At 35.7% G+C, this 13,023-nt stretch carries 11 protein-coding genes; 10 read left to right on the forward strand and 1 reads right to left on the reverse strand.

Annotated elements, in window-relative coordinates:
- The first annotated feature begins 1 nt into the window (after nucleotide 1).
- The 10 genes from HFD15_RS01005 to HFD15_RS01050 all read left to right on the forward strand — a co-directional run bounded on the left by HFD15_RS01005 (nucleotide 2) and on the right by HFD15_RS01050 (nucleotide 11,748).
- Nucleotides 2–643, forward strand: coding sequence for a major tail protein (locus HFD15_RS01005; protein WP_167593571.1), 642 nt, complete (start codon nucleotides 2–4; stop codon nucleotides 641–643).
- Entirely contained in the window at nucleotides 643–1,110 is a 468-nt protein-coding gene (locus HFD15_RS01010) for a hypothetical protein (protein ID WP_167593572.1), read from the forward strand. The genes HFD15_RS01005 and HFD15_RS01010 overlap by 1 nt, the downstream gene beginning before the upstream one ends.
- A 191-nt stretch (nucleotides 1,111–1,301) precedes the next feature.
- The gene (locus HFD15_RS01015) at nucleotides 1,302–3,608 is read left to right on the forward strand and encodes a phage tail tape measure protein (RefSeq protein WP_167593573.1); all 2,307 of its coding nucleotides are present in this window, start codon (nucleotides 1,302–1,304) and stop codon (nucleotides 3,606–3,608) included.
- Nucleotides 3,605–4,321 carry a phage tail domain-containing protein gene (locus tag HFD15_RS01020; RefSeq protein WP_167593574.1) on the forward strand — a complete coding sequence of 239 codons (717 nt, stop codon included), beginning with the start codon at nucleotides 3,605–3,607 and terminating at the stop codon, nucleotides 4,319–4,321. Before HFD15_RS01015 ends, HFD15_RS01020 begins: the two co-directional genes overlap by 4 nt.
- Nucleotides 4,318–6,972, forward strand: a complete 2,655-nt coding sequence (locus HFD15_RS01025; protein WP_167593575.1) for a phage tail tip lysozyme — start codon at nucleotides 4,318–4,320, stop codon at nucleotides 6,970–6,972. The genes HFD15_RS01020 and HFD15_RS01025 overlap by 4 nt, the downstream gene beginning before the upstream one ends.
- A gap of 17 nt (nucleotides 6,973–6,989) precedes the next feature.
- Nucleotides 6,990–9,278 carry an SGNH/GDSL hydrolase family protein gene (locus HFD15_RS01030; protein ID WP_167593576.1) on the forward strand — a complete coding sequence of 763 codons (2,289 nt, stop codon included), beginning with the start codon at nucleotides 6,990–6,992 and terminating at the stop codon, nucleotides 9,276–9,278.
- A 114-nt stretch (nucleotides 9,279–9,392) separates the two neighbouring features.
- Nucleotides 9,393–9,698 (forward strand): hypothetical protein, encoded by a 306-nt coding sequence (locus HFD15_RS01035; RefSeq protein ID WP_167594985.1) that lies wholly within the window; start codon nucleotides 9,393–9,395, stop codon nucleotides 9,696–9,698.
- The gene (locus tag HFD15_RS01040) at nucleotides 9,685–9,972 is read left to right on the forward strand and encodes a phage holin (protein WP_023164507.1); all 288 of its coding nucleotides are present in this window, start codon (nucleotides 9,685–9,687) and stop codon (nucleotides 9,970–9,972) included. Before HFD15_RS01035 ends, HFD15_RS01040 begins: the two co-directional genes overlap by 14 nt.
- The gene (locus HFD15_RS01045; protein ID WP_167593255.1) at nucleotides 9,972–10,751 is read left to right on the forward strand and encodes a peptidoglycan amidohydrolase family protein; all 780 of its coding nucleotides are present in this window, start codon (nucleotides 9,972–9,974) and stop codon (nucleotides 10,749–10,751) included. The genes HFD15_RS01040 and HFD15_RS01045 overlap by 1 nt, the downstream gene beginning before the upstream one ends.
- A gap of 154 nt (nucleotides 10,752–10,905) precedes the next feature.
- Nucleotides 10,906–11,748 (forward strand): hypothetical protein, encoded by an 843-nt coding sequence (locus HFD15_RS01050; RefSeq protein ID WP_058217256.1) that lies wholly within the window; start codon nucleotides 10,906–10,908, stop codon nucleotides 11,746–11,748.
- A 429-nt stretch (nucleotides 11,749–12,177) separates the two neighbouring features.
- Here the strand turns inward: HFD15_RS01050 and HFD15_RS01055 are convergent, their stop codons facing one another.
- Nucleotides 12,178–13,023: a nitronate monooxygenase family protein gene (locus tag HFD15_RS01055; protein ID WP_025016989.1), complete on the reverse strand. Its 846-nt coding sequence runs from the start codon at nucleotides 13,021–13,023 to the stop codon at nucleotides 12,178–12,180.

The raw sequence follows: 13,023 nt of genomic DNA on the forward strand, positions 1-13,023 counted from the left end.
AATGGGAACTACTGATGTGTTTTATTTTGAAGGGTTAGATGATATTCTAATCGCCATGATGACAAAAAAAGATACAGTCTCTACCGCACCGCAATATGGTGAAATTGTTCGCTTGCCTATTGCGACTAAATTAAAAGTAAAAGGAAATGGTTCAGAACTTGAAAAGTGGGCATCTAGTAAGATGTTCCGCCGTGTATCACGAGAAACTAAACATGAGTTAGGTTTAGATCATGTAGGAATACCTATCGAATTAATGGACCAAATTAAAGGCTTAATCGCTAAAAATGGAGTCACATTTGGGAAAAATAACGCTCGCGAACTTCCATATTTTGCATTTGGATTTATTGGTAATGTTGAAGGCGGAGGGAAAAAAGCGGTTTGGTACCCTAAAACCCAACTTTCAATTGTTGTTGATGAGGAATACGCAACAGCAGAAGAGGAAACTAAAATTGACGATGTAACAGCAAATCTTGTCGCAACAGGTCTTTTGAATAATGGAGTAATGTATTCAAGCTTTGATTCAAATAGAGATAGTGCTCTTGGGGTTTCTGTCGACAAATTTATTTCAGAACCTATTTTTGATGAAACGCAATGGGCAGAGATTGTGGCAGCTCAATCAGGTGGAGCAGGAGGTGGCGAATAATGGCAAGATTAGCCGATTATGGAATTCAAGTTGAACGACTATCTAACAGGGCGACAGTTCATATTGATGGACACGATTTCCCTGTAGTCTTGTCCCATGAAGCACTTGAATATATTGGAATCGTTTATCAAGAAGATTATCAGAAATTCGAGTCAGATTTAAATGACTTCTTACAACGTTCTAAAGGAAAGTTATCTGTTGGTACAATCAAATCAAGCGATTGGAAAATTGTAAAATCATTAGTTTATGGAATGCTTGCTGCTGGAGGTTTGGAAGATTCCCCTAAAGATGTGTTTACTTGGTTAGGTTTTAGAAATGAAACTGTTAAAGTATTTACTACGTGTATGGAAGTATTTTCAAAAAATACATTTCAGGTGGATGACTTAAAAAAATCGAAGAAGCCACAAGACTTTCAGAAAATGAAAAGAAAAAACAATCGAAATCAAAAAAACAATCCCAAGAATTAGGTACACCTTGGGATTTTTATTTATATGTTTCGGTTACATTGCTTGGATGGGATGTTAATTTCTTTTTGAAATCAACACCTAACTTGTGGCTTAAAAGTTATATTCAATGGTTAGAAACAAACACAGATTTTAAAGAGATAGAGTCAATCACACTTGATCAATCTCCATATTGGTAGAAAGGAGCAGTAGAAATGTCAAAAAAAGAATCAGATGTTGTATTAAATTTTAAAATGGATGGTCAAGTTCAATATGCACAAACCATAAAAGAAATTAATCAAGTGATGAATACTGCTGCTTCTGAATACAAAAATCAGATTTCAGCAATGGGAAATGATGCAACTGCAACTGAGAAACTTACTGCAGCTAAGAAAAAACTTGAAATTCAATTGGAAGGTGCTGAGAAACGCTCTCAAATGTTGCGAGAAGAATATGAACAGTCAGTGAAAGAAACTGGGGCATATTCTGAGCAATCAAAAAAACTTTATAAGCAACTTCAAGATTCTGAGACTGGCGAAAATAAGTTAAGGAATGCCCTTGATCAAACGAACGATGCAATAAAAGAGCAAGGTGATGTATCAATTGATACGGCAAAAAAATTGCAAAAAATTGAAGAATCTGGTGAAAAAATAAAAGGTGTTGGTGAGAAAATGTCTATTGGAGTAACCGCTCCAATAGTTGCTGCAGGAGCCGCAGGGTTAGCTGCTTTTAGCGAAGTAGATGAGGCATTGGATACAATTACCACAAAAACTGGTGCAACTGGAGACAAAGCTGATCAATTAGCACAATCTTTTGAAAATGTCGGTTCTAACACTCATTTACCACTCCAAACAGTTGGGGAGGCCATAGGAGAAGTCAATACTCAATTTGGTTTTATGGATAAGCAGCTTGAAGACTCGACAAATTATCTACTTCAATATGCTGAAATCAATGATACAGATGTTTCTCAATCTGCAATCTCAGCTCGTCAAGCAATTGAAGCCTATGGACTTAAATATACTGATTTAAATAGTGTTTTGGATGTGACTACAAAAACATCCCAAGACACTGGGCAATCGGTAGATGACTTAATGCAAAAAGCAATAGATGGAGCACCACAAATTAAACAACTAGGGTTGAGCTTTGGTGAAGGTGTGACCCTGATGGGGAAATTTGAACAATCTGGTGTTGATTCGGGGGCAGCATTAAGTAGTTTATCAAAAGCAACTGCTGCATATGCTAAAGATGGAAAGACACTCAGCCAAGGTTTGGGAGAACTCCAAGATAAAATAAAAAATGCTGGTTCAGAGACAGAAGCAATTAATGCCGCAGCTGAAATTTTTGGAACAAAAGGTGGACCACGAATGGCAGATGCTATTCGAAGAGGAGCTTTAGATTTAGGAGATTTAGCCAAAGCAGCAGATAGTAGTGGTGGGACAGTTGGAAAAACATTTGATGCAACATTAGATCCAATAGACCAAGCAAATCAAGCAATGAACAACGCTAAGCTAGCTCTTGCGGGTGTTGGAGAAAGTGTACAAGTTAGTCTTTTACCATTTTTTCAATCAGCTATTTCTGCATTAAAATCATTTAAAACTTGGTGGGATTCACTAAGTCAAGGTACTAAAAACTGGATTATGATAATTGCGGGTATTGCAGCAGCAGTTGGACCAGCATTAGTTATTTTAGGTACCTTAATGGGTTCAGTTACTAAGATCTATCAAGGTGTAAAGTCATTAAACACAATATTTGGTATCTTAAAGGCTACAATGCTTACTAATCCTTTTGTTCTGATAATAGCAGGTATTGCACTGCTTATTGCTACATTCGTTTTAGCTTATCAGAAAGTCAAATGGTTCAGAGATGGCGTTAACGCTTTTGTGGGTGGAGTCAAAGATATATTTGTTCAAGGCTTTAATTTCATTTCGGGCTTTTTAGGCAATGTTTTTGGAGGAATAGAACAAAATTTCACTAACTTCTTTGAAGCTGGTAAACGTATTCTCAATGGTTTAATTGATTTTGTAACAGGTATTTTCTCAGGCGATTGGGAGAGAGCTTGGAAAGGAGTAACAGAGATATTTGGTGGTATATTTGATGGAATTGCGGCTTTTGCAAAAGCTCCAATAAATGAAATGATTGGCTTGATTAATGGTTTTATTGGTGGATTAGATAATATCAAAATTCCCAAATGGGTTCCTGGTGTTGGTGGGAAATCCTTTAGTATCGGTAAAATCCCTTATCTTGCAACTGGTGGACATCTACTTAATGGTCAAGCTATCGTTGGTGAAGCTGGACCAGAACTGTTATCAACAAGTAATGGTAAAACTACTGTCACCCCTCTTTCAGCTGATGAAAAGAGAAAAGGGATTAGCGGTAAGCTTGATAATAATGTGACCATTGAACAACATAATCATTTTGGCCAAATTGATGCAAATAATCCAAGTGAACTCTCTCGATTAAATCGTAAGATGAAGCAAGCCTCTGTTCAGGCAATTGTGGGAAGAGGAGGTGTTCCAGGATGACGGATTTTTTTAATTCTGATGAGCCAAATTTTATATTTAAAGGAATTAATGCTGTGATAGATTTTGGGTGTGTTATTGAATCGGAAATTCCAGATATTAAAGCACAACCTAATATTGAAGAAATAACAATTCTTGGTCGAAGTGGAACGCTTACTGAGTGGTACGGAGATTATGAAGCTTATGATTTACCTATTGGAGATATTTCAATTCCATATGGAAACTTAGAGGAAGTTAAAAGGTGGCTGTCAGGTAGTGGTCAACTGATTTCGCACAATGATTATGATAAATATATTGAAGCTACTCCTAAGTTTTCAAGCCCTTTGGAATTTGAAAATGAGTGGGGGATTTTTTATAAGTTTGAACTGACTTTTAGATGCCAGCCTTTCAAAAGAAAAGTTAATGAAAAAAAGCTTGTTATTAAGGAACCTACAAGCACTTTTTTTAATCCTGGATCTGTGAATTCTTTTCCAATTATTGAAATTGCAACGAATGAAGGAGATTTGGAAGTTAATCTAAATGGGACAATAATTAAACTTCTAAATCTATCAAAAGATTGGGTAATTATTGACTGTGAAAAAGGAGAAATTAACCAACTAAATAAAATGGTTCGCTCGATAGGCGAATGGCCAGAGATTGTCCCTGGGGAAAATGAAATTTCGTTTTCTAATAATTTTATTGAAGCAACAGTATCAATGAGGAGTTCATGGTTATGATAAGAAAAATTTATCTGTATGACAAAATGCCAGAAAAACTTGAAGAAAATGGGATTCCAATTATTGATTGGAAAGATTTACCTGAAATTACAAGAAGCTTAAATAACTCTTTTTCATTTTATGGTAACTATCTTTTGAATGGTAATAATGTCAAAAAAATAAAAAAAGAAAAATATATCAAAGCATTTACCGAAAATGGAACTTATCAATATTTTAGAATTAAGTCGGTTAAGAAAAATCTTAATGGAATTTCAATTACTGCTCTCCATATCGGCTATGAAGCAAATCGCAACTTTATTCCTGAAGCAAATGTGACAAATGGGAACGGGAAACAGATCATGAATGCTTTGAAATCCAATCTTGTTTTAGATCAACCTTTTCTTTACGAGTCAGATGTTGCAAGTTACCATCAATTTACAGCAAAACAAGTGAATCCAATTGATGCCATAATTGGAAGTAATAATGGTAATCAGAACTTAGCTGGTGTATGTGATGCTGAACTTGATATGGACAATTATACCTTGACTTTAAAAGAAAGAATTGGAGAGGATAATGGATTTAGGATTGATTTTGGTAAAAATTTGGCTTCAATAGAAGAAACGGTGGACGACTCAGCAATAGTTAACCGTCTTTTTCTTGTCGGTGGTGTTCCTGATGATACTGATTACAATGTTGAGCAAGATCCTGTGACTTTTGGATACTTGAGTGTTTCTGGTGTAACAGAAGAAAATGTTCAGATTGCTAAACGAGAGAATAGTGAATGCAAAACTGTGGAAGACCTCAAAAAATGGGGTCAAACATTATTTGATAATGATCGCATTCATGAACCCAAAGTGACTCATGAAGTGGATATGGCGGTTTTAGAAAATACGTTAGAATATCAAAAAATTTATCAAAAGGTAGCTAGTCTTAAATTTGGAGATACCGCTTATATCTCACTCAAAAACTTAGACATTCAAGTCCAAGAGCGAATGATCGAATATACTTGGTATCCAACACTCGCAAAGTATAAGTCTGTCGTACTTGGGAATGATTTAGAGATGTATACCTCATCAATAGAAACCCAAGTTAATTCAGTTAACAAAAAAATTGAAACTAAATCAGATGAACTCATTAATGCCGTAAACAATGCTTCTCAATGGATTACAGGAAATAAAGGAGGATATGTTCTTTTAGACCCTAAAGATGCTCCAAGAAGAATTTTAATCATGGATAAACCAAATGCTGCAGATGCTAAAAAAGTCTGGCAATGGAACGTTGATGGGCTTGGGTATTCAAGCACAGGAATCAACGGGAAATATGGTTTAGCTATGACACGAGATGGAGCAATTGTAGCTGATTTTATAACAGCTGGTGTTTTATCTGGTATTAAAATTCGTTCAGTTAATAATGATTTTATCATTGAATTATATGACGGAAAAATTCGTTTTATAAAAAAAGATGGTTCTTCTGAAAAAGAAATGTTCGCATTTGCTCCAACTTATGTCGGTGGACAACTCCAAGGGATTAATGCAATCCAAAATCAAGGTTACTCTTTTGCACTCTCTTCGATGGGAAGTAATGGTGCATTTTTAAATGTTTTAGAAATTCCTAAAGATAGTACAGCAGATAATCGGAAGTTAAATCTTTATGGAGATGTTAAAGTTAAGGGTAACTTTTATGTTAATGATGTGAAAATCGATACCAACGGTGGAGGAAACTCTGGTGGTGGAGGTGGTTGGAATGGCCAATATCCACCAGAGGTAACAAGTGATCGTGATAAACGTTACTGGCAAATCTGGGCAATGGCGATTGGAGCTGGTTTCTCTAAACAAGCGGCCGCTGCTTTACTCGGAAATGCACAAGGTGAATCTGATGCTAACCCAACCGCTGATGAAAGTGGCGGACGTCCTGGTTTCGGTTATGGAGTTTGGCAATGGACAGATAGTTCGGGCGCTAGCTCTGGTCGTGTTTATATGATTAACCTTATGACGAGAGCAGGAGTGACTGACAATCCTGACACAATCACAGCCCAATTCAAGCTCTTGATGTGGCATGCACCAAATGGCCAATGGATTGCGACAAGTTCTTATCCTTATTCTTGGACTCAATTCATGACATTAACGGATATTAACACAGCTACACAAGCATTTGTATCGAACTTTGAACGTCCATTGGTTCCGCATCCAGAACGTAGCACTTGGGCGCAAGAATGGTTCAACAAATTTGTTAATCTTGAAATTCCAAGCGGAGGAAGCTATATTGCCCCGATTGCAAGTCCTATTACCGTAACAAGTGAAATGGGATGGAGAACGAGTCCAATCACCGGAGCGCAAGAATTTCACAATGCTATAGACTTGGTTAATGGCAATCCAACAACTCCAATCTTAGCTTCAGGCGATGGTCAAGTGGTCCAAGCGGGAAGTAATTATTATGACTGGTATGGAAATTACACGGTCATCAAGCATGCGGATGGACTTTATACAGGGTACGCACATCAAAGCAGAATCGATGTTTCTGTGGGTCAAAATGTTAAAAAGGGCCAACAAATTGGACTTATGGGAGCGACTGGTCCGGTCACTGGACCACATTTGCACTTCCAATTCATGGATGAATATTGGCCATCATCAAACGCTCACTTTAAGAATCCAAGGGATTATATCAAATTTTAGAAAACAGGAGAATAAATATGAGTGATTACTCAGTTACTTTGAGTACTACAGAGCCTAATAACTATGTTGGACTCATTAAGTTACGACAGGGAGATGTCGCTTCACAATCAATCCAAGCTACAATCACAGCAAATGGTCAACTCTTTAACTTTGACCGCTTGTCTGTGTTTTTTAATGCCGTTTTACCAAATGGAAATGTTATCAGAGACAAAGTCACCGATGTAGACTATGTCAATTCTAAGCTCAATTACATCGTTGCGGATAGCTTTTTGCAAGAGGTTGCTCAAGTTACCGCTTGGTTTTCATTTGAAAATGGGGAGAAAATAATTGATAGCACGAAGAATTTTCAATACTCGGTTATTGGCGGATGGAAGGAATGTATTCCGCAAGGGAATTACATTTATGAACTATCAGAAATTCAACGTGAGATTGAACAAATAATCGGCAATAAAGACTTCACAAGTCTAATCAGTAAAATTGACTCCGCAACAACTGAAATCGTCTTTTTGGATAGTACGAAAGCGGATAAAAATGAAGTGGCACAAGGCTTGGCTAGTAAAGTTGATAAAGGTGGTAACGAACAAGTTTCGTGGGCGAACTTATCACAAGAAGCAAAGAAAAATATTTCAGGTGATAAGGTAGCTGTTGTCGGAGATAATTCAGTCACTACTAGCACTGTCGCCGACAATGCAATCACACGAGCGAAAACAAATAAATATTCTCAAACAAATGAGAAATATCTAGACAGTAATTATGATTTGAATACTGTTTTTGAGGAAGGACGCTATGTTGTAACAACAGCTACTAACAAACCTTCTGACGTCGGGACAGCAAGTGGGTTCTTAGTTGTTGAACCTTTTGGTGATAAAAACAACCCAAATTCGTGGGTTCTACAGACTTTTTATTCATTTATTAATCAAGATATTAGTTATAGTCGCATACTAATTAAAGGTTCAAATGCAATTAGTTGGGTAAAAAATGCAAGTTTCACCACAATTAATGCGGACAATTTGAATGATGGATTTATGACCGATACAACAAAATTAACAAGTGCTATTGACTTGAATGGTTTTAGAAAAGAGGGTCATTTTATGGGGGCTGGTGCAAAAAATAGACCTTCCTCTTATGGAGATTCAGATACCTTTTTCTTAATCAATCAACAATTTGGAGATACCAACACCCGTAATGCGTGGAGTTTACAACGAACTATTTTATATTCAAACCCCACCCAAAGTTTTGAACGATTGGTGTATAATGAAGGGTCAACGTCTTCATGGAAAGCATTTGGTAATTTTGGAGCAATGAACCATGCGGAAATGTCTGAAACACCTTTGACCGCGTTTGATGTGTTAGATAAAAACTATAACTTAAATAATATTTTTAAAGAAGGTAATTACGTTGTAACCGATGCATATAACAGACCGTCACAATTCCCAGCGGCAGATGGGGCAGGGTATTTAGTGGTAAAACCGTTTGGCGGAAAATATGACCCTTATCGCTGGGTAATCCAAACGATGTACAGTGGATATGATGCACAAGTACAATATTTCAGATACATGGATATGAAAAGTAATATTCAGTCTCCATGGAAGACAACTACACCTCGAGAAGTAACCTCTATTTGCTGTATGGGGGATAGTATTACACAGAATGACAAATATCAAAGCCCGTTATCAAAACTGTTAGGTATTCCAAAAATTAAAGTCACAGGTTTTGGTGGAACTACTGTATGTGACAGAGATGAAGCTGACTACAAACCATTTTCGTTTATTAACTTAGTTCATGAAATTGTCAAAGTTAGTGATGATGCCACAAAATGGGCAGCACAAGACGCTGTAGCAGCGAACACTCAAGGCTACGATACAGCTTTAACGAATTTAAAAGCAGTAGACTTCAAAAACTTAGAATATTTAACCTTATTTTATGGCACAAACGATTATGGGCTAGGATATACACTAGAAAATTATCAAGATACGTATAAAAAAGCATTGTCTATTTTGCAATATAATTTTCCACGATTAAAAATTATTGTTTTGAGCCCGATGTGGCGACAAAGAAACTCGTTAGGAGACAATAAAGACGCTGACTATAACACAAATGGTTTAGGGAAATATCTTAAAGAATATATAGACGCAACTATTGAAGTTTCAAAAACACAAAAAGTACCTTTTAAAGATATGTATCATGAGAGCGGTGTTGGAATTAACAACTATTCAACGATGATGATTGACGGTTTGCATCCATCAGACGAAGGCGGAAAGCGTATCGCTGAATGTATTGCAGGTAAAATTAAAAATAGTTATTAAACAAAGAAAAATGAGAACAATGGCGCAGTATATGGCTGGTGTAATCAAACAACATTACTACTAATATGATTACAGGCACTGCATTGGAGTATCAATTATTAGAAAGCAGGGGGTATGGATGCATTAGTATATGAAGGGTGGCTTTTTTTCAAGCTTGTTATTGATAATTGGGCCGCTCTTCTTATAATTTCTGGTATTTTTGGATGGATGTATCGAAAAATGACCAAAAAACAGGAGGAGCAATTAAGAATACTTTTAGTAGTCATTAAGCGTGTTGAGCTTGGAGAAGCAATTAACCATGATTATGGCTTACAAATTGTCAGTGGTATTTTTGATGAATATACAGCGTTAGGGGGCAATCATTATGCTCACGAAATTTACGAAAAGTATAAAAAGGAGAAAGAACATGAAAACAATTGACAAAGGAACACTCACACGTACAGTTTTGCTTTGGTTAGCTATCATTAACCAAATTTTAACAGCATTGGGTATTAATCCATTGCCACTTGATGATAATACTGTTAGCACTGTAATTACAACAGTTTTTGCACTTTGGGCTTGGTGGAAGAATAATGACTTCACTCATGCAGCTAAAAAAGGAACTGAACTTACTAAAAGTTTAAAAAATGGAGATAGTGTTCAAGTAGTTAAGGCATCTGATTCTGACCACGAATTCACAGAAGGAGGCGAATAATGCCAAGTATTGAAAATATGATTGCTTGGATGCAAGCACGAAAAGGTAAAGTTACCTATTCAATGACTTCACGAATGGGTCCAAAAAGTTATGATTGCAGCTCGTCAGTGTTCTTTTCAATGATTGCCGGTGGCTTTCTGTCAGCTGGTTCAATAGGAAATACTGAAACCTTGTTTGGGATGTCTGGTTCAAAACTGAAAGAAATTAGTCGAGGAGAAGTACGACGTGGTGATATTTTTATCTCAGGCACTCCTGGTGGTTCTGCTGGCTCTGACGGACACACGGGTATTTTCCTAAGCAATGGCTCATTCATCCACTGTTCTTACACTCACAACGGAATTGCGGTTGATACGAATGATGCATATATGAGTACTCGCTTGCCACATCACTTTTATCGAATTATTGGCTCAGGTTCAGCAAATACTGACAGTAAACCTCAAATGGTTACATTAAACGTTGATGGACAATTTGGTAATGCGACAGCTAAACGATTGCAAGAATACTTTGATACAGCCGGGAAAGACGGAGTAATCAGTCACCAATATAAACAAACCTTTAATCAAAATATTTATGCGGCACAGTTTGATTCATCACTGACAGGCTCAAACGTAGTAAAAGCATTGCAAAGTTTCTTAGGAATTAAGCAAGACGGACTATTTGGTCAAGCTACGATTAAAGCACTACAAAAACATCTCGGAACAACACAAGACGGAACAATTAGTAAAGTTTCTGATTCTATCAGAGAACTACAACGTCGATTGAATGCGAATAAACTATAAAATTAACCCGCTTCGGCGGGTGTTTTTTGTTTTCCGTATTTTGAAAATCGAAATACTTCAGTTAACCAATTAATCTTTATTATTGTTCAAAAATATTTGGATACATTATGGTATACTAACAAAATATGATACAATTTGGAGGAATAATGAGTTTATGGGTAATATTGATTGGAACTTGACTTGGAGTATGGTCGGAAGTATAGCGACGGCTTTAGCAGTTATTACTTCTTTTGTAGTTCTTTTTTTGCAAAGATATTTTGATAACCAAAGAACAAAAAAAGAAAATGAAGGAAGAATATCTCTAGGGAGCTTCTATCCTGAATTTTCAAAGGATGAAATTGGATATTATTTTGATACTGATAGTTCTATTAAAGTTAATCCCTTTATGAGTTCTGGAGTAAGCATACCTATTATTAATGTGGGAAAAACTCCAGTTTCAGAAGTAGAAATCAAAGTTACATTCCCAGCTTTTGATAAAATAATAAAAAGTTGGGAAAAAGATGGTCTTAACTCACCATTAATATTTCATGGTTTTACACAAATTTATGCTAAATATATTGATACAAACAGAATTAAATATAATATCATCTACAATGATCATAAAAAAGAAGTAGTATTTTCTCATGATAGTCGGCGATATCGTATAGGTCCAATAATCTCTGGGGAAAGTTTTTTGCTGAAACTTTCCTCTAGAGAAGAATTATATATTCAATATTTATTATTCATTTTAAATCAGAGGAGTCGAAGAGAAAATACACCTAATGGAATTGGCGTTAGTTTAGGCGAAAATAAATCAACTTCTGAATATTTTAGAGGTTTTAAATTTCAAATAACATTTAATGATTATGTTGGGAATCAAATATCCAAAGATATTTATTTAGGACTGTTTGATGAAGGGTTTAAAGAATTTCATAGCCATTCCAATGATGTTAATGAAAAAATACAAAGATGGTACTTAGCGCCTGTTGACTATAATCATATAAAAGATTATTTGTGAAAGAAGAATGTTTGATATATAGCTATATAACGTTTTTTTAAGTATAAAAGTAGTAGCATTAGAACTATCCTGTTGAAGATTGATACTATAACAAATAAGAAATTACAATAAGGTTTAGAAGGACCATAAATAAAAAGGGGCAAAAAAGGGGCATAAGTCTTAAACTTCTATGTGAATATGACATTTTTTTGAAAATGTTCTAAACTTATTTATGCTAATGTATCAACGTTTCGGGTCATATTATGAGATTAAGAAATTCCATTTTTAAATGGAGGGTTCTATCGGGTAAAATAAAAAAACTGCTCCCTTGATTTTGGGGAGTATTTTTTTATGATTTATATCTTACTTAGTTTGTGATATTAGAGAAAATAGGTACAATGAAAACTCTGATAGAATCACTTTAAATAATAAAGAGGATTAATCTAAATTTTATTTTTTCATAATTCGTTGAATAATATTTTCAACAGGCTCAATTTTTTCAAGATAAGCAGAAGAGCTACCAGCCATAAATGCACCATTGATTAAATCACCTTTTTCTACTGCGGCTTTCAATGATTTATTTAAAGGATATTCTGATGAGATATTTAATAGTCTGGTCAGATGGCCATTCTTATCTGAGATTAAACTTGTTCCATTTTCTTCACCTTTGCAGATTAATTCTTGGTAAATTGGTGAAATTTGACATTCTTTTGCCAATAAAAAGGCGGTGCCAACTTGTACTCCATTTGCACCTAAAATATTAGCCAAAGAAGCAGTATGGTGATTATAAATTCCACCAGCAGCGATGAGCGGTAAGGGACAGATTGGAGCAATTTCTTTGAGAAGTGACGCCAAGTTTTGGATCCCCACGTGACCTCCTGCTTCATTTCCTTCTACAATGATTCCGGAGATAGGAAGTTTTAACATTTTTAGGGCAATTTCTTTATTGGGAACCACAGGGAAAAGTTTGATATTATTAGCAATTATAGTATCAATAATTTCTTTAGGACTCCCTGCACCAGTTGTCACTACTGATATTTTTTCTTCACAAATCACTTCTAAAAGTTGCTTGATATTTTTATCGAGTAACATTAAATTAACGCCAAAAGGCTGTGAAGTGAGAGTTTTTGTTTTTCTTATCATTCTTCTCAGTTCATTTGCTGTCCGTCCGCCGCTACCAATAATTCCCAAAGCTCCATTGTTTGAAACAGCAGCTACTAATTCAGCATTAGAAGCCCAAGCCATTCCACCTTGAAAAAGAGGATATTTTATTCCTAATTCGTGATACCAAGTCAT

It is taken from the genome of Lactococcus sp. EKM203L (assembly GCF_011800585.1).
Classification (GTDB): Bacteria; Bacillota; Bacilli; order Lactobacillales; family Streptococcaceae; genus Lactococcus; species Lactococcus lactis.

What these genes read in the sequence shown, in the direction of transcription:
- HFD15_RS01005 (WP_167593571.1), top strand. Translation starts at nt 2, where the DNA reads ATGGGAACTACTGATGTGTTTTATTTTGAAGGGTTAGATGATATTCTA.
- HFD15_RS01010 (WP_167593572.1), top strand. Translation starts at nt 643, where the DNA reads ATGGCAAGATTAGCCGATTATGGAATTCAAGTTGAACGACTATCTAAC.
- HFD15_RS01015 (WP_167593573.1), top strand. Translation starts at nt 1,302, where the DNA reads ATGTCAAAAAAAGAATCAGATGTTGTATTAAATTTTAAAATGGATGGT.
- HFD15_RS01020 (WP_167593574.1), top strand. Translation starts at nt 3,605, where the DNA reads ATGACGGATTTTTTTAATTCTGATGAGCCAAATTTTATATTTAAAGGA.
- HFD15_RS01025 (WP_167593575.1), top strand. Translation starts at nt 4,318, where the DNA reads ATGATAAGAAAAATTTATCTGTATGACAAAATGCCAGAAAAACTTGAA.
- HFD15_RS01030 (WP_167593576.1), top strand. Translation starts at nt 6,990, where the DNA reads ATGAGTGATTACTCAGTTACTTTGAGTACTACAGAGCCTAATAACTAT.
- HFD15_RS01035 (WP_167594985.1), top strand. Translation starts at nt 9,393, where the DNA reads ATGGATGCATTAGTATATGAAGGGTGGCTTTTTTTCAAGCTTGTTATT.
- HFD15_RS01040 (WP_023164507.1), top strand. Translation starts at nt 9,685, where the DNA reads ATGAAAACAATTGACAAAGGAACACTCACACGTACAGTTTTGCTTTGG.
- HFD15_RS01045 (WP_167593255.1), top strand. Translation starts at nt 9,972, where the DNA reads ATGCCAAGTATTGAAAATATGATTGCTTGGATGCAAGCACGAAAAGGT.
- HFD15_RS01050 (WP_058217256.1), top strand. Translation starts at nt 10,906, where the DNA reads ATGGGTAATATTGATTGGAACTTGACTTGGAGTATGGTCGGAAGTATA.
- HFD15_RS01055 (WP_025016989.1), bottom strand. Translation starts at nt 13,023, where the DNA reads ATGACTTGGTATCACGAATTAGGAATAAAATATCCTCTTTTTCAAGGT.